This window comes from Bacillus sp. MYb209, from assembly GCF_002975175.1.
In the GTDB taxonomy this organism is placed as follows: Bacteria; Bacillota; Bacilli; order Bacillales; family Bacillaceae_G; genus Bacillus_A.
In genome coordinates this window covers 360,970-379,643 of record NZ_PCNZ01000004.1, presented here as the reverse complement: position 1 = coordinate 379,643, position 18,674 = coordinate 360,970, and the positions used below count along the sequence as shown (strand labels likewise).

The window sequence follows — 18,674 nt, the reverse complement described above, 5'->3', positions numbered from 1 at the left end:
CCATTCTCTCAAACTCGTTAGCTACCGAATGAATATTATCAACCGCTTGTTGAAAGGCTACAGAAAATTGTTTCGTCAAATCTAAAACTTGTTGGCTCGCTTCTTGTGCTTTGGAGTTAACAGATAGTGTTGTACGCGTCGCCTTTGTTATAGAACGACTTGTTGCACTTTGAATCCTGTCAGAAGCTGATCCCATTTTCGTAGCAATTTGTGTTGCTGTTTGTAAATTACTTTGAAATTGTCCCATCGTATAAACCCTTTCTATATTTCTATGAACGTATTAAAGAAGGGGAGTGCCTAGTATGTATGTCCATTATCCTATTGTTCCTTATAGGAACCCTCCTGGAAAAATATTGCGGATATAATTATAACAATAAATGGTTAAAGTTTCCTCAAAAAAATATATTTTACAACATATGTGTTTGTTATAGTTCTCAAAAGGTAATGTAGTATAACATAGAGGTAAAATACGAATGGGAAAGTAATAAATTGATGCTAATGATTTATATTATGCTGTATGGGCTGAAAAGGGTGGTTGGTTAAATCTTGGCGGTGAACAATGGATTAAGAACAATCCATCTTATGTGAAGTTTAGTAAGAAAAGCACAGTAGATTCCTCTATTATAGGGAAGCGTGTTGTTAATAAAGTGGACAACCTACGTTTCTATGAATCTCCATCTTGGCATGATAAAGACGTGGCTGGTACTTTAGATGCAGGACTAGGGTTTACTATTGATGCAAGGGTAAATGTTAATGGTTCGTCGCAATATAAAGTGCATAATTCACTTGAGCAAACTTTCTACATTACAGCAAATTCAGCTTATGTTTTTGTGAAATGATTAATAGCCGGCTCTTATGAATTGACTGCATAATAAAGGAAATATAATTAAGTATGAGAATTATTCATTTTTAACCATTAAATTTTATAAAAAAATCCTCTATGAATGATAATTCATAGAGGGTAACATAACGCACAATTATCAATATTTTTATTTATCTTCTATATTTTTAAGATAATTATCTAAAAACTTTTTATCGATTTCATTATCTGGTAAAATACCTAGGTTTTTATACATCCATATTATTTGTCTATCCATACTTCCTATTTCTGAAGATAAAATATCTTCATAATTATATTCTATTTTGAACTTACCAGAATTTTCTATCGTTAAAGTCAAATTTGTCCATAATTCCTGTTCGGTTTTTCTAAATTCTTCACGCAATTCTTCAAATTTATCAAATAGCTCAAATAGTAATTCTTTATAAATTTTTCTATCAACATTATAAACTTTGGGGATATCATTTGAATAAATGAATCCTTCTTTAGTAGGGATAGAAAAGTAGAAGAATACTTCTGTTGAGTCATTTAATACTTCTGCATATAGATGGATTTTTCCCCAATCACCTGGGATAATCTCGTCAACTCTTGTTCCTATTTCTTGATAGATGATTTCCATTTCTTTTGTTTCCATGGTTTAACCCCCATTTTGATTTTTCATTCGCATGAATTTTTCTATACCATTAATTTCATATTCTATATCAAATGATACTGGCCGTATATTATCCCCTGCATATTTAGGTTCTATTTTTACTTTCACAGTTTTGCCATCAGCTAAAGCTTTTGCCCACTCTTGTTCAAGACTATACCATTTACCACCAGAACGATTTATTTGTGAATTCATTGCCACTAAATTATCAATATCACCAGATCCCTCAAACATACTTGCGATTAAATGACCTCCAGAATGGATCGCCACAATATAAAGTTAAGAATTGTAGAGGGAATGTGTTTTATATCACAGCTAGTGCATATTATGTACAAGTAAAATAAAAAATGCCGGCTCTAAATAGAGTCGGCATTTTTTTGTTTGTTATTAGCTTGCGAAAAATTTTAGATATGTAAATACTAAACCGACAATTCCAATTCCTGTTCCTACAATCCATTTTATTGAGTCAATTTTATTTTTTCGGTGATACTCGCGTTCTTTTAAAAACATTATTTCAATATTTTTTTCAGTCAACTCTAGCTTATGATCCATTTTTTCTTCGAGATTTTCTAACTTGGAACCCATTTTCTCTTCGAGATTTTCTAACTTGGAACCTATTTTCTCTTCGAGGTTTTCTAACTTGGAACTCATTTTTTCTTCGAGGTTTTCTAACTTAGAACTCATTTTTTCTTCAACGTGTTCTAAATCTTTTAATGTAGCAAAGTTACTCATTTCACCATCACCGCCATTATTGTTTATTCGTTTGTTTCTATATTCATCCAATTCTCTTACACCAGACATATCTATACCACCTTATTAGTTAGAACATTAAATGGAATTTTAGTTTTAAAAATTGTATTACTAATAATAGATTCTGTTACACCCATTTGATCAGTTTTTTTGTTAGTAAATCCAATTTGTAAGTAATAATAGTTGCTAATAAAATCTAAATTAGAAAAATCATCATCTATAGGAATTTCGAATTTGATTTGTTCAGTATCTTCATTAATATCTCCTTGATTAGGGTCATATTCAACCACATATCTTCTGACAATAGTTGTTTCTTTCCCTCCAAATTGATGATATAAGGTGAACCATATTGCTACATAATCAAGGGATTCATGGATGTAAGGGAGTGTTCTTCGAGTGAGCCCACCAATTGTACATGAAATATTTAGAGTGTTATTTTGATCTTTGTATAATATCAACTCTTGGGAATCCTTCTGAGTATGTAAGTGAATAGAGGTTACAGCTGGAAAAAAGTTATTCGAACTCATTTATAATGACCTCTCTTTCAGTCTTTTTCAGGCGAATATTTTCCTGGATTATTTTTCTTTATCAACGTAAAAATTCAGCTTATCCTTTGCTATAATTCGCGCACGCGTATAAGGATGGGACTGTATCATATCCTCATGAAAATGCCTCTTGGAGCGATATCTAAATCATACCAATTTAAGAAGAACGTTGTAAATATTAACTTAATATGTCGAGAAAATATAATATGGAAGAGTATTATATTTGTTTAATTTGCTAACTTGTCTATATAATAGAAGAAATTAAAAATAAATATCTTTGTAGTCACCCTGTTGGCGTCAACCTAATGCGCCTAATGGCTACAAAAGACATCTACTTCGTACCATTCGGCCAAGATGCACCAGAGAAAAAACCGAACTCAATGGTAGCTCGTATGGAGTTACTTGAAGATACAGTATTAGAAGCGCTACAAGGAAAACAATTACAACCTGTTGTTGTAGAAAAATTCAGATATATGAATTAAAAAACGAAAAAAAACGGACAATTTTTGATGAAACCATCATTCTTACTGTAGAATATGATAAAATTAACGTTATTAAGATTAGAAGGGGCATTGTAAGCTCCTTCTAATTCTAAGTTATAGAAGGATTGGTATCTAGAAAGGGGCATAGTGATGGAAAAGCAAAAAACTTTTCATGTCGCTGTAGTTGGAGCAACCGGCGCAGTTGGTGAACAAATGTTAAATACTTTAGAGAAACGAGAATTTCCAATTGGGAAGTTAACGTTACTTTCATCTAAACGATCTGCAGGTAAGAAACTTGTATTTAAAGGCGAAGAATTTACAGTTCAAGAGGCAACTCCTGAAAGTTTTGAAGGAGTAGATATTGCACTATTTAGTGCTGGTGGATCTGTATCGAAACAATTAGCGCCTGAAGCAGCAAAGCGCGGTGCAATTGTTGTTGATAATACAAGTGCATTCCGTATGACAGAAAACGTGCCACTTGTTGTACCTGAAGTAAATGAAAATGATTTAAAAGAACATAATGGTATTATTGCAAATCCAAACTGTTCTACAATTCAAATGGTAGTAGCTCTTGAGCCAGTTCGCCAGCAATATGGTTTAAAACGAGTAATCGTTTCCACATACCAAGCTGTATCAGGTGCTGGTGCGGCAGCTATTGAAGAACTTCATGAACAATCACAAGCAATCTTAAATGGTGAAGAAGTAAAGGCGAATGTTTTACCTGTATCAGGTGACGAAAAGCATTTCCAAATCGCTTTTAATGCTATTCCACAGATTGATAAATTCCAAGATAATGGATTTACATTTGAAGAAATGAAAATGATTAATGAAACGAAAAAAATTATGCATATGCCTGAATTAGAAGTAGCTGCGACATGTGTACGTTTACCAGTTGTATCGGGTCATTCTGAGTCTGTGTACATTGAAGTAGATAAAGAAGGCGTAACAGTAGAAGAAATGAAAAACTTACTTGCAAATGCAGAAGGTATTGTACTGCAAGATAATCCAGCAGAGCAGTTATATCCAATGCCAGCTACTGCAGTAGGTAAAAACGAAGTATTCGTTGGAAGAATCCGTAAAGATTTAAATAATGATAAAGGATTCCATCTTTGGGTCGTATCTGATAACTTATTAAAAGGCGCTGCATGGAATTCTGTTCAAATTGCAGAGCGCTTAGTAAAATTACAATTAGTGTAAACGGCTAAGAGAAGGTGCAAAATATGAAAATTATTGTTCAAAAATTTGGTGGTACATCAGTACGTGATGACAATGGGCGTAAGCATGCGCTTCACCATATAAAAAAATCATTAGCTGCTGGTTATAAAGTAGTTACTGTTGTATCAGCAATGGGCCGTAAAGGTGAACCGTATGCAACTGATACGTTATTAAGTCTTGTAAATCAAGAGGAATCTAATATTTCTAAACGTGAGCAAGATTTATTATTATCATGCGGAGAATTAATCTCAGCAATTGTTTTCTCTAACATGTTGAATGAGAATGGTATAAAAGCAGCAGCATTAAATGGTGCACAAGCTGGTTTTGTAACGAATGGTGACTTTACGAATGCTAAGATTATTGAAATGAATTGCGATCGTATACATGAAGAGTTAGAAAATGTAGATGTTATCGTCGTTACTGGATTCCAAGGTCAAACGAAAAATGGAGACACGACAACACTTGGCCGCGGAGGTAGTGATACTTCAGCTTCAGCATTAGGTGTTGCGCTTCATGCTGAATATATCGATATCTTCACAGATGTTGAAGGTGTTATGACTGCGGATCCTCGTATCGTAAAAGATGCGCGTCATCTTCAAACTGTAACATATAACGAGATTTGTAACATGGCTTATCAAGGTGCGAAAGTCGTTCATCCGCGTGCGGTTGAAATTGCGATGCATGCAAAAGTACCACTTCGTGTACGTTCTACGTATTCTGATAGTGAAGGTACGCTTATTGCGGCATATGATGGTGCCACAAAAGGGCAGGATGTAGAAGAACGTCCTGTTACAGGGATTGCCCATGTGTCAAACGTAACGCAAATTAAAGTGCTTGCAAAAGAAACTGCATATGATTTACAACAACATGTGTTTAAAGAAATGGCTAATGAAGGGATTAGTGTGGACTTAATTAACATTTCTCCTACCGGTGTAGCTTACACAGTAAATGATAGTGTATCAGCGCGTGCAGTTGAAGTCTTAAAGCAACTTGGATATGATCCAGCTGTGACAGAGCATTGTGCGAAGGTTTCTATCGTTGGTGCTGGAATGGCAGGTATTCCAGGGGTTACAGCAAAAATTGTCACAGCTTTAGCGGAAAAAGGTATTCAAATTCTGCAATCAGCAGATAGTCATACGACAATTTGGGTTCTTGTAAAAGAAGCCGATTTAGTGGAGGCTGTGAATGCATTACATAGTGCATTTGAGCTTTCAAAAGAAAAGCAACTGGAACAATAAGGAGTGAGATCATGATAGATTTTGGGACAATTGCAACCGCGATGGTAACACCGTTTGATAAAAACGGTAATATCGATTTTGCAAAGACAACGAAATTGGTAAATTATTTAATGGATAACGGTACAACAGCAATCGTGGTAGGAGGAACGACTGGAGAATCTCCTACATTAACATCAGAAGAAAAAGTAGCGTTATATCGCCATGTCGTATCTGTTGTCGATAAAAGGGTGCCCGTAATCGCTGGAACAGGTAGCAATAATACGCATGCTTCTGTTGATTTAACAAAAAAGGCAACTGAAGTTGGTGTTGATGCAGTTATGCTAGTGGCACCGTATTATAACAAACCGAGTCAAGAAGGGATGTACCAGCACTTTAAAACAATCGCTGAAAGCACTCCGCTTCCGGTAATGCTATATAATGTTCCAGGACGATCTATTGTACAAATCTCCGTTGATACAGTTGTTCGTTTATCAAAAATAGAAAACATTGTTGCGATTAAAGATGCAGGCGGCGATGTATTAACAATGACAGAAATCATTGAAAAAACAGCGGACGACTTTGCAGTATACAGCGGTGATGATGGTTTAACATTACCAGCTATGGCAATTGGAGCAAAAGGTATTGTTTCTGTAGCATCTCATGTTATCGGGAATGAAATGCAAGAAATGATTGCTGCATTCCAAGCTGGAGAGTTCAAAAAAGCGCAGAAATTACATCAATTACTAGTAAAAGTAACGGATGCACTATTTATGGCGCCAAGCCCAACACCAGTAAAAACAGCATTACAAATGGTTGGATTAGATGTAGGTTCTGTACGTTTGCCACTTCTTCCATTAACGGAAGAAGAAAGAGTAACGTTACAATCTGTAATGCAATCTATTCCTCGTTAATAAAAATGACCTAGTGTGAAACTAGGTCATTTTTATTTTGACTAACTATATGTAAGTGGTGAAAAATTAGCTATAGTTAATAGGCTCTAATAAGAAGGGGATGGCAGAGTGTAGGATTAGTTAGAAACTGATTACAGAGATAAGGTTTTTAGTGAATATCGTTTCATGTTTATGTAAAGAACTTGCATGCATATTTTTCCATTAAACTCCTATTACGTAGGAAAAATAGTGAGTATGATATGAAGATACCCCCCGAAAATTACAGCCTCACTTTAGCGTCTTCTCCTGTCTTTCGCATAATTTAACTTGTGTTCTATTTCTTGTATCAGTTATAATATGGCTAAGTAGCTTAGTACGGGTATGCTTAGCAAAATTGGAAAAAATTATGATTCAATGAAATTTTTATATCATATCGAATAAGATATTTGATTTATATAATGAAAGAGAGGTGAAACCTGGTTTAAAAAATAAAAAAGAACATGATATCGCATAACGGTAAGGACATTCGTCTTGGACGGTGAATATATGGTGGTTGCAGAGTTTCCCCTGGTGTCTCTGCAATTTTAGTGAAATCAGTGTTTGCAAGATTTTTAAACCAGGCAACAACATGAAGAGAAAAGAGAATGAGTCTGTTAAAGTATTTGCTCTTGGCGGAGTAGGTGAAATCGGAAAAAACATGTACTGTGTTGAAATTGATTCTGAAATCTTTATTGTAGATGCAGGATTGATGTTCCCGGGAGATGAAATGTTTGGGATTGATATTGTTATTCCTGACATTACATATTTAGTAGAAAATCAAGAGCGAGTAAAAGGACTATTTATTACCCATGGTCATGAAGATCATATTGGTGGAATTGTTTATGTGCTTCGTAAATTATCTATTCCAGTATATGCGACGAAATTAACGGTAGGACTTATACAAGAAAAGCTTGGCGAAGCAGGAATGTTAGGCCGTATAGACTTAAAAACAATTGACTCGAATTCAACAGTAGAGTTTAATTCAACAACTGTGTCATTCTTCGGAACGACACATAGTATTCCGGATTCTGTGGGTGTTTGTTTCCATACATCAAAAGGTGCTGTAGTATATACAGGAGACTTTAAATTTGATCAAACTCCAATCGGAAATAGTGGAGCAGATCTTGGGAAAATGGCGCAAATTGGAAATGAAGGCGTACTTTGCTTGTTATCTGATAGTACAAACGCTGAACGTCCTGGTTATACAGGTTCGGAAAAAGAAGTTGGTATAGAGATTTCTAAAGTATTCTATAGTTCAGAAGGACGTATTATTGTTGCTTCATTTGCCTCCAATGTACATCGTATTCAACAAGTGTTTGATGCAGCTGCTGAAACTGGAAGGAAGGTAGCGGTAGTAGGACGTAGCATGGTGAAAGTGGTAGATATTGCAAGACGTCTTGGTTATTTAGATGTTCCAGAAGGTATGGTTATTTCATTACAAGAAATAGACAATTTCCCGGAAAAAAAGGTAGCTATTTTAACGACTGGTAGTCAAGGGGAACCAATGGCAGCCCTTTCTAGAATGGCGAAGCAAGCTCATAAACAAATTTCAATTCGTAAAGGTGATACTGTTATTATTGCAGCTTCTCCAATTCCAGGAAATGAAATATCTGTATCAAAAATTATTGACTTGTTATTTAGATCTGGGGCTGAGGTTATTTATTACGGTGAAAGAAAAGTTCACGTTTCAGGTCACGGTAGCCAAGAAGAATTAAAGCTGATGATAAATTTAATGAAGCCGAAGTATTTTGTACCCGTACATGGTGAGTTCCGTATGCAAAAAGCACATGCATATTTAGCGGAAGATGTAGGTATTACGAGAGAGAATATCTTTATCGTAGAAAAAGGTGATGTAATTGCTTTTGGTGACGATGAAGCAAAATTAGCTGGTAAAGTGCAAGCTGGCAATGTTTTAATTGATGGATTAGGTGTAGGTGACGTGGGTAACATCGTTCTTCGAGATAGAAAGATGTTATCTCAAGATGGAATTTTAGTTGTTGTTGTAACACTAGGTAAGGATGAAAATAAAATAATCTCTGGTCCAGAAATTATTTCACGCGGCTTTGTATATGTTCGTGAATCAGAAGCATTAATCGAACGATCCACAGATATTGTACGTATGATTGTTGAACAATCAATTAAAGAGTATACAATTGAATGGTCTATGTTGAAACAAAATATTCGTGAATTATTAGGGCAGTTCTTGTACGAAGAAACGAAGAGAAAGCCAATGATTTTACCGATTATTATGGAAGTATAAAGAAGGTCACCTTTACAGGTGATCTTTTTCTTTTTTAACCTATCGAATGAAATTCATAACTTAAGAAATAATAGTTATATACGAGTGAAAGGGGATGCGATATGACAGAACGTGATCGTTATACAAATGAAGCAAAAGAAGCTGAGCCGAAAGAAGTTCCAAAAGAGGCTTCTATAGTGGAGAAAATTCAACAACTTGGTCAAACGAATGTACCACAGATGAATGAATCGCGTATTCATTGCTTAACGATTGTTGGGCAGGTGGAAGGTCATATTCAGTTACCACCACAAAATAAAACAACAAAATATGAGCACATCATTCCGCAAATTGTCGCGATTGAACAAAATCCAAAAATTGAAGGTTTACTGTTAATATTAAATACAGTTGGAGGTGACGTTGAAGCCGGATTAGCAATTTCTGAAATGGTGGCTTCGCTTTCAAAACCAACTGTATCTCTTGTTTTAGGAGGAGGGCATTCGATCGGTGTACCGATTGCGGTCTCAACTGATTATTCATTTATTGCCGAAACAGCGACGATGACAATTCATCCGATTCGTTTAACAGGTCTTGTTATAGGTGTGCCACAAACATTTGAGTATTTGGATAAAATGCAAGAAAGAGTCATTCGATTTGTGACAAAGCATTCGAAAGTAACGGAAGATCGTTTTAAAGAGCTTATGTTTGCAAAAGGGAATTTGACGCGAGATATTGGGACGAATGTAATAGGTGGAGATGCAGTGAAGTATGGTCTTATAGATGATGTCGGTGGTATTGGTAACGCACTTCGAAAATTAAACGAATTAATTGATGAACGCACGGACAATTATACAGAAGGGACAATGTTACAATGATTTTATATACAATTATGCCAGAGCAACTTGTGTATCCGGCCGATTATTCACAATGTGAAAGCCAAAAAGTTGTGAATATAAACGGCGTGGAATTAGTGGTCTCTGAGGAGGATAATCAATGTTACTCTATTGTACGTGTATTAGGTACGAATCCGTCTCACTACCTAGAGTTTGAGCCTGGACAGAAAATTACCTTTTAGTAAAAAGAAGGATTTTGTTTAGGAGCTATGGTATAATATAAAAAACAAGACGGTTGAGCAGCCATGAGTAGGCTGCTTTCTTCTGTTTATTTAACATTTTACAAGAAGTGTAAAAATAGAAGATATAAAGACCTGAAAAATAGAGAGAAAGACATATAAGTAGAGCTTTTTTTATAAGAAAGTTGTACTTAATTTTTAGAACACGAGGTGAAGAAATGGCAAAACAAAAGCAAAGAGGGACGAAGGCTAAGGCAAGACGTACGATAAAGCCAACTTTGTATTATGAAATCGTCGGGTTGACTCTTTTTGCACTTTCGATTATTACGATTTTACAGCTAGGTGTTGTAGGAAAATCGTTTGTGTTATTTTTTCGCTTCTTCTTTGGTGAGTGGTACATAATTGGTGTGTTAGGTGTAATAGCTTTATCTGTTGCGTTTGTAATAAAGCGGGGATGGCCGAATCTTTTAAATAAACGGCTAATAGGTGTTTATTTAATTGTACTAGCAATATTAATGTTTAGTCATATTACATTATTTAACCTTCTTACGAAAGATGGAGCTGTGCAAAATACTTCTGTAATTGTTAGTACAAAAGATTACTTCTTCCTTGAAATGAAAAGGGGCCCGGATAGTGTTCATTTAGGTGGTGGTATGTTCGGCGCACTGATGTTCGCAACGTGCTACTTCTTATTTGACGAAGTAGGGGCATATATCATTGGAATTATTTTAGTTATTCTTGGAATACTTTGTATAACAAATAAGCATATTGGAGAAGTACTTGCTCCGGTAGGGAGAATTCTTAGAAGTCAATTTCAAGTAATGCAAGGGGATTATAAAGATTGGAAATCTCAAAGGGTCGCCGAGCAAACTGAAAAGAAAAAAACAACAAGAAGCAAGAGGCGTGAACGTGTTGCTGAACAAGAAGAAGCTATTGAGCCAGTAGAAGAAATAGAAATTGGTCCACCAATTATTTCAAATTTTACTGAGAATTATCCAGTAAGTGAAGAGACGGAAAAGCAGATAGAAGAAAATGATTTAATCACTCCTCCGTTTATTGAAGAGGCAGTTCCACCTACGCCAGAAGAACAACCTCAAAAGAAACGAGGAGAAAAAATCGTTGAATCGCTAGAAGGTGAAACGAAAGCACCTCCTATGCAATTTTCTAATGTGGAAAATAAAGATTATAAGCTTCCTTCGCTTGATATATTAAAGTTTCCCCAAAATAAGCAAGTTACAAATGAAAATGCGGAAATTTATGAAAATGCTCGTAAATTGGAACGTACATTCCAAAGTTTTGGTGTGAAAGCGAAAGTAACAAAAGTACATAGAGGTCCTGCAGTTACGAAGTATGAAGTGTATCCTGATATGGGAGTAAAGGTAAGTAAAATTGTTAGTTTAAGTGATGATTTAGCGCTTGCTTTAGCAGCGAAAGACATTCGTATTGAAGCACCTATTCCCGGGAAATCAGCTGTAGGGATTGAGGTTCCGAATTCAGAAGTTTCTATAGTAACGCTGAGAGAAGTTCTTGATTCAAAGGCGAATAACCACCCAGAAGAGAAGTTATTAATCGGTCTTGGACGTGATATTACAGGAGAGGCTGTATTGGCACGTTTAAATAAAATGCCCCATTTATTAGTAGCTGGTGCGACTGGTAGTGGGAAGAGTGTATGTATTAATGGAATTATTGTAAGTATTTTAATGCGTGCGAAACCGCATGAAGTAAAATTAATGATGATTGATCCGAAAATGGTAGAGTTAAATGTATATAACGGTGTTCCGCACTTATTAACACCAGTTGTAACTGATCCGAAAAAAGCGTCACAGGCTTTGAAGAAAGTTGTGAGCGAAATGGAGCGTCGTTATGAATTATTCGCGCATAGCGGTACGCGTAACATTGAAGGGTATAACGATTATATTAAAGAACATAATAGCCAATCGGAAGCGAAACAACCTGAATTACCATATATTGTAGTAATTGTGGACGAGTTAGCTGATTTAATGATGGTTGCTTCTTCGGATGTAGAAGATGCGATTATGCGTTTAGCGCAAATGGCACGTGCTGCTGGTATTCATTTAATTATTGCGACTCAGCGCCCGTCAGTTGATGTTATCACGGGTGTTATTAAAGCGAATATTCCATCGCGTATTGCATTTGCTGTATCTTCCCAAATAGACTCTCGAACGATTCTTGACGGTGGTGGTGCAGAGAAGTTGCTAGGTCGTGGAGATATGTTGTTCATACCAATTGGTGCATCGAAACCTGTTCGTGTACAAGGGGCGTTTTTATCAGATGATGAAGTTGAGAGAGTCGTAGAATCTGTTATTGCGCAGCAAAAAGCGCAATATCAAGAGGATATGATTCCACAAGATGTTCCTGAAACAAAGCAGGAAGTAGAAGATGAATTATACGATGAAGCGGTTCAGCTTGTAGTAGAAATGCAAACAGCATCTGTTTCTATGTTACAACGTAGATTTAGAGTAGGATATACGCGAGCAGCTCGTTTAATTGATGCCATGGAAATGAATGGTGTAGTAGGCCCTTATGAAGGTAGTAAACCAAGGGGAGTACTTATTAAAGATGTGCAAGAAAAAAGTTCTTAAAAAAAGCCTAATTGTTTTTACAATTAGGCTTTTTTATATGCTGTTTTTGTTATATACTATAGTCACTGACGAAGAAAGGGCTTACATCTTTAAGGGTCCTTTAGAATACGAATGCTTATCGTTTTGGCTTTCGAAACGTTCGATATTTAATGTAGAAAAATGTTGAATTCTGTTGACACATATGGGAGCAAGTGGTAAGATTACTTCGAAAAGAATCACTGCCTCATATAATCTTGGAGATAAGGTCCATAAGTTTCTACCTGGCAACCATGAATTGCTAGACTATGAGGGGAAAAGTGTGTAACAAAGGATGTAAGGAATCTTTGTGCCGAACTTTTTCTCTATATGAGAAATGTTTATGGTGCAAAGTTTTTTTTATGGAATAAAGAGTGAAAATTTCATCTTGAAAAATTATTAATATTTATTCGATAATTACGCTTATTTTTAGTATTTAGTAATTTATACTATGTTGTAAGTTGAAAAAAGAGAAAAGAAGTCTTACATCAGAGGTCGAATAATTGAAATGCGGGGGAGTCTTATGTCAGTAAAATCCGATAGTCGTCATCTATATTTACGGGTGATTGATCACATCAAAGGGAAAATTAAAGATGGGGCTTACAAAGAAAAACAAAAGTTACCTTCAGAGTTTGATCTAGCGAAAGAACTTGGTGTAAGTAGGGCAACTTTAAGGGAAGCACTACGTATTTTAGAAGAAGAAAATGTTGTTATTCGTAGACATGGTGTAGGGACATTTGTAAATGCGAAGCCGTTATTTTCTTCTGGAATAGAGCAACTTTCTAGTATTACAGATATGATTTCTAGTGTGGGGAAAACACCAGGAACAATCTTTTTATCATCATCTACAACAACTTTAACAGAAGAAGAAAAAGAGAAATTTAATTGTGAAGATGGTTTTAGCGCAGTAATGATTGAACGTGTTCGTACAGCGGATGGGGAACCAGTTGTATATTGCATTGATAAACTGGCAAAAGAGATATTACCAGATTTATCGGGATACAATGAGGAATCGCTGCTTACAGTAATACATAATAATACGCACAAGCGTATCACATACGCAGTTGCTCACATTGAACCGATTGGTTATCACCCGAAAATTTCACCGATTTTAGAATGTGAACCTGAAACGGCACTGCTAGTTTTAAAACAAATGCACTATGATCAAAATGATGAGCCAATCTTATATTCTATTAATTACTTTAGAGCTGATAAGTTTAGCTTCCACGTATTAAGAAAACGTATGTAGGGAAGTTCCTTTTTAGGGAGGTGACAGCAAGAAGTAAGGGACAGCAGCGTATGAATCATTAGACAAAACATTTCAGGAGGGGTTTCTAGTATGAAGAAAAAAACAGGTCTTTTATTATCGTTAACGTTAGCAGCAAGTACAGTGTTAGGTGCATGTGGTAACTCGGATAAAGCGGATAGTGACAAAAAAGGGGATAAAGAGTTTAAGGTTGGTATGGTTACAGATGTTGGGGGCGTTGATGACAAATCATTTAACCAATCAGCTTGGGAAGGTTTAACAAAATTCGGTAAAGACAACAATTTAAAGAAAAATGAAGGATACCGTTATCTTCAATCAAGTAAAGATGCAGACTATATTCCGAATTTAACGAAATTTGCGAAAGATAATTATAACACAACATTTGGTATTGGTTACTTAATGGAAAAATCAATTACAAAAGTAGCTGAACAGTATCCGAAAGAACAGTTTGCGATTGTAGATACAGTTGTGGATAAGCCAAACGTAACAAGTATTACATTTAAAGACCATGAAGGTTCATTCCTAGTTGGGGCTGTAGCAGCAATGACAACAAAATCAAATAAAGTAGGTTTTGTTGGTGGTGTGAAGAGTCCATTAATTACAAAATTTGAATCAGGTTTTAAAGCTGGTGCAAAAGCAGTAAATCCAAATATCGAAATTGTATCGCAATATGCTGATGCGTTTGATAAGCCAGAAAAAGGATCTGTATTAGCTTCAGCAATGTACGGTCAAGGTGTTGACGTAATTTATCACGCTTCAGGTGCAACTGGTAACGGTGTATTCACAGAAGCGAAAAACCGCAAGAAAAAAGGTGAAAACGTTTGGGTAATCGGTGTTGACCGTGACCAAAACCAAGAAGGTATGCCTGAAAACGTAACTTTAACTTCAATGGTAAAACGTGTTGATATTGCAGTTGCAAAAGTGGCACAAGAAGCGAAAGATGGTAAGTTAAAAGGCGGTAAAGTAGAAGAGTTTGGCTTAAAAGATGAAGGTGTCGGTATTGCGAAAACAACTGACAATGTGAAAAAAGTAAACCCAGAAATTTTAACAAAAGTAGAAGAATTTGAGAAGAAAATCACTGCTGGTGAAATTAAAGTACCTGCAACTGACGAAGAATATAAAGCATATGAAGCTTCTCTAAAGAAATAATGATAGAGAAATAGCAAAGGTTAGTTCTTAGAACTAACCTTTGTATATATAAAATTACTTTTAATAGAGTGTAATTGGGGAGTGTTCCCTGCTAGAAGGAGGAACAAAATGGAATACGTAATTGAGATGAACAATATTACAAAAGTATTCCCAGGCATTGTGGCGAATGATGATATTACGCTGCAAGTAAAACAGGGAGAAATACATGCTTTACTTGGAGAAAATGGTGCAGGGAAATCAACGCTAATGAATGTACTGTTCGGTTTGTATCAACCAGAACAGGGAGAGATTAAAATTAAAGGGAAACCTGTAAAAATTACAAATCCGAATATAGCAAATGACCTTGGAATTGGGATGGTCCATCAGCATTTTATGCTTGTTCATAATTTTACAGTTACAGAGAATATTATTCTTGGAAATGAGCCGAAGAGAAAAGGGAAAATCGCTGTTGAAGAGGCTGCAAAAGAAATTAAACAATTATCTGAACAGTACGGTTTAGCTGTTGATCCATATGCAAAGATTGAAGATATTTCGGTTGGGATGCAGCAAAGGGTTGAAATATTAAAGACACTTTATCGCGGTGCGGAGATTTTAATATTTGATGAACCTACTGCGGTGTTAACCCCTCAAGAAATTAATGAATTGATTCAAATTATGAAAAAACTTGTAAAAGAAGGGAAATCAATCGTTCTTATTACACATAAGTTGAAAGAAATTATGGAAGTTTGCGATCGTTGTACAATTATTCGTAAAGGTAAAGGGATTGGTACAGTTGACGTTGCGAAAATGGATGAACATAAACTTGCAGAATTAATGGTCGGACGTCAAGTGAATTTTAAAACAGAAAAAATAGAGGCCAAACCGAAAGAAGAGGTTCTGTCTGTTGCGAATCTTGTCGTTCATGATGCACGCCAATTACCTGCTGTAAAAGGCCTTGACTTAACTGTTCGTGCAGGAGAAATTGTGGGGATTGCAGGGATTGATGGAAATGGACAAAGTGAATTAATAGAGGCGATTACTGGTTTACGAAAAGTTGAGTCAGGTTCTATTGCAATTAAAGGAAAAGAAATAACGAATTGGCCTGTTCGAAGAATTACAGAGGAAGGAATTGGTCATATTCCAGAAGACCGTCATAAACACGGGCTAGTTCTTGATTTTTCTGTTAAAGACAATATAGTTTTGCAAACATACTATAAAAATCCATTTTCAAAGAAGGGGATTTTAAATTTTAGCAAAATCACAGAGAAAGCAAAGGCGCTTATTGAACAGTTTGATGTACGTACACCTAGTGAACAAACATTAGCGCGTGCTCTATCAGGTGGAAATCAGCAGAAAGCTATCATTGCACGTGAAGTAGATCGTAATCCAGATTTATTAATTGCAGCACAGCCAACACGTGGTTTAGATGTAGGTGCGATTGAATTTATTCATAAAAAATTAATCGAGCAGAGAGATAATGGGAAAGCAGTATTACTTCTATCGCTAGAACTGGATGAAATTTTAAATGTAAGTGATCGAGTTGCTGTTATATATGAAGGGGAAATTGTAGCAATTGTCGATGCGAAAGAAACAAATGAACAACAGCTTGGTTTGTTGATGGCTGGCGGAACGGAGAAAGAGAAGGTGAATACAAATGGCTAAAAAATTTTTAACGGAGCGAACAATTAACATTTTAGTTCCTGTATTATCCGTTATTTTTGGTTTACTTGTTGGTGCCATTGTAATGTTAGTTAGTGGATATGATCCAATTGTTGGGTATGCAGCGCTTTGGGAAGGAATGGTTGGAAATCCGCAGGCTATCGGTGAGACGCTACGTACGATGATTCCACTTGTGTTAGCTGGTCTGTCTGTTGCATTTGCGTTTCGTACAGGTCTTTTTAACATTGGGGTAGAAGGACAATTATTAGTTGGATGGCTTGCCGCTGTCTGGTTTGGATATGCAGTATCGTTACCAGCATTTTTGCATATTCCGTTATCTATTTTAGTAGCCGCGATTGCCGGTGGTTTATGGGGGTTTATACCTGGATATTTAAAAGGAAAGCTTAAAGTAAATGAAGTAATTGTCACAATTATGATGAACTACATTGCACTTTATGTTACGTATGATCTTATTAAACGTTTTATACATGAAGGTAATGAGAAATCTTATGATGTACAAGCGAGTGCTTCATTAGCTTCTGATTGGCTATCTTCATTGACAGATGGATCTCGTTTGCACTGGGGAATTGTTGTAGCTATTTTAATTGCTATTGTAATGTGGTTCTTATTAGATAGGACTACGTTAGGATATGAGTTGAAATCGGTTGGTTTTAACCAAAATGCATCGCAATATGCAGGGATGAAAGTCTCTCGTAATGTTGTATTATCAATGACAATTGCTGGTGCTTTTGCTGGAATTGGTGGGGCAATGGAAGGTCTAGGAACATTCCAAAGTATGACGGCAATGACATCGTTTACTGGTATTGGATTCGATGGGATTGCGGTAGCTCTTCTTGGAGGAAATAATCCGTTTGGTATATTATTATCGGCTTTACTGTTCGGTGGTTTGAAAAGTGCAGCACCGCAAATGAATTTTGAAGCAGATGTACCTTCTGAGTTAATTAATGTTATTATCGCATGTATTATTTTCTTTGTTGCTTGCAGTTATGTTTTACGTTGGGCACTTACACGCATGAGCAAGGAGGGGAAATAAATGAGCTTTATAGATATTTTAGCCATTCTTGTGACTGGTACGTTATATACGGCAGCGCCACTTATTTTTACGGCGTTAGGTGGAGTGTTCAGTGAACGTTCTGGGGTTGTAAATATAGCATTAGAAGGTTTAATGTTATTTGGTGCATTTACTGGTATCGTTACAACGTTATTAATGGGTGATACGTGGGGAGCGATGACTCCTTGGATTGCACTATTATTTGCAGCTATTGGTAGTGGGTTATTTGCACTTCTTCACGCAGTAGCATCCATTACATTCCGCGCGGATCAAGTAGTAAGCGGGGTAGCGATTAACTTTTTGGCTCTCGGTTTAACAGTATTTGCGATTAAGAAAATCTTTGGTAAAGGACAGACTGATTTTATTCAATACCGAATTGAAAAAATCGATGTTCCAGGACTTTCGGATATTCCGGTAATCGGGAAAATCTTTTTCTCAAATGTACCGTTAACATCGTATATTGCTATTATTTTAGCTTTTGTTGTCTGGTACATTATTTATAAAACACCATTCGGTCTTCGTCTTCGTGCTGTTGGTGAACATCCAATGGCCGCAGATACGATGGGGATTAATGTATATAAAATGCGTTATATTGCAGTTTGTATATCTGGAATGTTTGCAGGAGTGGGTGGTGCGGTCTTTGCAATGTCGATTTCTGGTAACTTCTCAGGTGCTACAATTACTGGACAAGGTTTCTTAGCGCTAGCAGCTATGATCTTTGGTAAATGGAATCCACTTGGTGCTCTTGGAGCAGCGCTGTTCTTCGGATTTGCTCAATCACTTGGGATAACAGGTGGTACAATTCCTGTATTAAAAGAAATTCCAAGTGTATTCTTAACGATATTACCGTATGTATTTACAATATTAGCACTTGTTGGTTTTGTAGGCCGATCTGAGGCTCCGAAAGCATTAGGAACGCCTTATGAAAAAGGAAAACGATGAGTATTTAGAAAGTATAAGAAAAGCTCGCACATTAGTGCGGGCTTTTTTACATAGA

17 protein-coding genes, 3 pseudogenes and 1 riboswitch are annotated in these 18,674 nt (G+C 36.1%); of the genes and pseudogenes, 15 read left to right on the top strand and 5 right to left on the bottom strand.

The genetic code is table 11. From position 1 onward, the window contains the following. The coding region (locus CQZ94_RS11080) for a TIGR04197 family type VII secretion effector (RefSeq protein ID WP_105585434.1) at window positions 1-247 on the bottom strand (247 nt) is incomplete at its 3' end. Window positions 248-509: 262 nt separating this feature from the next. Here CQZ94_RS11080 and CQZ94_RS11075 point away from each other — a divergent pair. Next, window positions 510-839 (top strand): annotated as a pseudogene (locus CQZ94_RS11075) (N-acetylmuramoyl-L-alanine amidase); the annotation flags it as partial. 150 nt (window positions 840-989) lie between these two features. Here CQZ94_RS11075 and CQZ94_RS11070 read toward each other — a convergent pair. Next, window positions 990-1,472, bottom strand: a complete 483-nt coding sequence (locus CQZ94_RS11070; protein ID WP_105585433.1) for an antitoxin YezG family protein — start codon at window positions 1,470-1,472, stop codon at window positions 990-992. A gap of 3 nt (window positions 1,473-1,475) precedes the next feature. After that, window positions 1,476-1,721, bottom strand: coding sequence for a DNA/RNA non-specific endonuclease (locus CQZ94_RS11065; RefSeq protein ID WP_105585432.1), 246 nt, complete (start codon window positions 1,719-1,721; stop codon window positions 1,476-1,478). A gap of 23 nt (window positions 1,722-1,744) precedes the next feature. On the opposite strand from CQZ94_RS11065, the pseudogene CQZ94_RS32560 reads away from it, so the two are divergent. Next, window positions 1,745-1,831: pseudogene (locus CQZ94_RS32560) on the top strand (N-acetylmuramoyl-L-alanine amidase); the annotation flags it as partial. A gap of 43 nt (window positions 1,832-1,874) precedes the next feature. Here the strand turns inward: CQZ94_RS32560 and CQZ94_RS11055 are convergent. Together CQZ94_RS11055 and CQZ94_RS11050 are read right to left on the bottom strand one after the other, a co-directional pair. Continuing rightward, entirely contained in the window at window positions 1,875-2,288 is a 414-nt protein-coding gene (locus CQZ94_RS11055) for a hypothetical protein (protein ID WP_105585431.1), read from the bottom strand. A gap of 2 nt (window positions 2,289-2,290) precedes the next feature. Then, complete coding sequence (locus CQZ94_RS11050; RefSeq protein WP_105585430.1) at window positions 2,291-2,764, bottom strand: hypothetical protein; 474 nt, start codon at window positions 2,762-2,764, stop codon at window positions 2,291-2,293. A gap of 311 nt (window positions 2,765-3,075) precedes the next feature. Here CQZ94_RS11050 and spoVFB point away from each other — a divergent pair. From spoVFB to CQZ94_RS10980, 13 genes and pseudogenes are all read left to right on the top strand, one after another. After that, a pseudogene (gene spoVFB, locus CQZ94_RS11045) lies at window positions 3,076-3,264 on the top strand (dipicolinate synthase subunit B); the annotation flags it as partial. 150 nt (window positions 3,265-3,414) lie between these two features. After that, a complete protein-coding gene (asd, locus tag CQZ94_RS11040) occupies window positions 3,415-4,461 on the top strand; it encodes an aspartate-semialdehyde dehydrogenase (RefSeq protein WP_002014577.1) in 1,047 nt (348 codons plus the stop codon). Between the two features lie 23 nt (window positions 4,462-4,484). Beyond that, on the top strand, window positions 4,485-5,717 hold the full coding sequence (dapG, locus tag CQZ94_RS11035) for an aspartate kinase (RefSeq protein WP_105585429.1): 1,233 nt from the start codon (window positions 4,485-4,487) through the stop codon (window positions 5,715-5,717). Window positions 5,718-5,728: 11 nt separating this feature from the next. Beyond that, window positions 5,729-6,607 (top strand): 4-hydroxy-tetrahydrodipicolinate synthase, encoded by an 879-nt coding sequence (dapA, locus tag CQZ94_RS11030; RefSeq protein WP_105585428.1) that lies wholly within the window; start codon window positions 5,729-5,731, stop codon window positions 6,605-6,607. Window positions 6,608-7,214: 607 nt separating this feature from the next. Then, window positions 7,215-8,885: a ribonuclease J gene (locus tag CQZ94_RS11025; protein WP_105585427.1), complete on the top strand. Its 1,671-nt coding sequence runs from the start codon at window positions 7,215-7,217 to the stop codon at window positions 8,883-8,885. 101 nt (window positions 8,886-8,986) lie between these two features. Further along, window positions 8,987-9,736: a translocation-enhancing protein TepA gene (tepA, locus tag CQZ94_RS11020; RefSeq protein WP_105585426.1), complete on the top strand. Its 750-nt coding sequence runs from the start codon at window positions 8,987-8,989 to the stop codon at window positions 9,734-9,736. Continuing rightward, on the top strand, window positions 9,733-9,936 hold the full coding sequence (locus CQZ94_RS11015) for a YlzJ-like family protein (protein ID WP_105585425.1): 204 nt from the start codon (window positions 9,733-9,735) through the stop codon (window positions 9,934-9,936). The genes tepA and CQZ94_RS11015 overlap by 4 nt, the downstream gene beginning before the upstream one ends. A gap of 215 nt (window positions 9,937-10,151) precedes the next feature. Then, entirely contained in the window at window positions 10,152-12,536 is a 2,385-nt protein-coding gene (locus tag CQZ94_RS11010; protein ID WP_105585424.1) for a DNA translocase FtsK, read from the top strand. A 203-nt stretch (window positions 12,537-12,739) separates the two neighbouring features. Next, a riboswitch (purine riboswitch) is annotated at window positions 12,740-12,841 on the top strand. Window positions 12,842-13,074: 233 nt separating this feature from the next. Then, the gene (locus CQZ94_RS11000) at window positions 13,075-13,800 is read left to right on the top strand and encodes a GntR family transcriptional regulator (protein WP_002121705.1); all 726 of its coding nucleotides are present in this window, start codon (window positions 13,075-13,077) and stop codon (window positions 13,798-13,800) included. Between the two features lie 90 nt (window positions 13,801-13,890). After that, complete coding sequence (locus CQZ94_RS10995; RefSeq protein ID WP_105585422.1) at window positions 13,891-14,967, top strand: BMP family lipoprotein; 1,077 nt, start codon at window positions 13,891-13,893, stop codon at window positions 14,965-14,967. A 108-nt stretch (window positions 14,968-15,075) separates the two neighbouring features. Then, window positions 15,076-16,608: an ABC transporter ATP-binding protein gene (locus CQZ94_RS10990; protein ID WP_105585421.1), complete on the top strand. Its 1,533-nt coding sequence runs from the start codon at window positions 15,076-15,078 to the stop codon at window positions 16,606-16,608. Next, complete coding sequence (locus tag CQZ94_RS10985) at window positions 16,601-17,659, top strand: ABC transporter permease (protein WP_002146122.1); 1,059 nt, start codon at window positions 16,601-16,603, stop codon at window positions 17,657-17,659. The genes CQZ94_RS10990 and CQZ94_RS10985 overlap by 8 nt, the downstream gene beginning before the upstream one ends. Next, the gene (locus tag CQZ94_RS10980) at window positions 17,660-18,619 is read left to right on the top strand and encodes an ABC transporter permease (RefSeq protein ID WP_000008059.1); all 960 of its coding nucleotides are present in this window, start codon (window positions 17,660-17,662) and stop codon (window positions 18,617-18,619) included. It begins immediately after the preceding gene. Window positions 18,620-18,674: the final 55 nt, after the last annotated feature.

Coding starts and splice junctions, on each gene's coding strand:
- CQZ94_RS11055 (WP_105585431.1), bottom strand. CDS start 2,288: ATGTCTGGTGTAAGAGAATTGGATGAATATAGAAACAAACGAATAAAC.
- CQZ94_RS11065 (WP_105585432.1), bottom strand. CDS start 1,721: ATGTTTGAGGGATCTGGTGATATTGATAATTTAGTGGCAATGAATTCA.
- CQZ94_RS11015 (WP_105585425.1), top strand. CDS start 9,733: ATGATTTTATATACAATTATGCCAGAGCAACTTGTGTATCCGGCCGAT.
- CQZ94_RS10995 (WP_105585422.1), top strand. CDS start 13,891: ATGAAGAAAAAAACAGGTCTTTTATTATCGTTAACGTTAGCAGCAAGT.
- CQZ94_RS10985 (WP_002146122.1), top strand. CDS start 16,601: ATGGCTAAAAAATTTTTAACGGAGCGAACAATTAACATTTTAGTTCCT.
- CQZ94_RS11050 (WP_105585430.1), bottom strand. CDS start 2,764: ATGAGTTCGAATAACTTTTTTCCAGCTGTAACCTCTATTCACTTACAT.
- asd (WP_002014577.1), top strand. CDS start 3,415: ATGGAAAAGCAAAAAACTTTTCATGTCGCTGTAGTTGGAGCAACCGGC.
- CQZ94_RS11070 (WP_105585433.1), bottom strand. CDS start 1,472: ATGGAAACAAAAGAAATGGAAATCATCTATCAAGAAATAGGAACAAGA.
- tepA (WP_105585426.1), top strand. CDS start 8,987: ATGACAGAACGTGATCGTTATACAAATGAAGCAAAAGAAGCTGAGCCG.
- dapA (WP_105585428.1), top strand. CDS start 5,729: ATGATAGATTTTGGGACAATTGCAACCGCGATGGTAACACCGTTTGAT.
- CQZ94_RS10990 (WP_105585421.1), top strand. CDS start 15,076: ATGGAATACGTAATTGAGATGAACAATATTACAAAAGTATTCCCAGGC.
- dapG (WP_105585429.1), top strand. CDS start 4,485: ATGAAAATTATTGTTCAAAAATTTGGTGGTACATCAGTACGTGATGAC.
- CQZ94_RS11025 (WP_105585427.1), top strand. CDS start 7,215: ATGAAGAGAAAAGAGAATGAGTCTGTTAAAGTATTTGCTCTTGGCGGA.
- CQZ94_RS11000 (WP_002121705.1), top strand. CDS start 13,075: ATGTCAGTAAAATCCGATAGTCGTCATCTATATTTACGGGTGATTGAT.
- CQZ94_RS10980 (WP_000008059.1), top strand. CDS start 17,660: ATGAGCTTTATAGATATTTTAGCCATTCTTGTGACTGGTACGTTATAT.
- CQZ94_RS11010 (WP_105585424.1), top strand. CDS start 10,152: ATGGCAAAACAAAAGCAAAGAGGGACGAAGGCTAAGGCAAGACGTACG.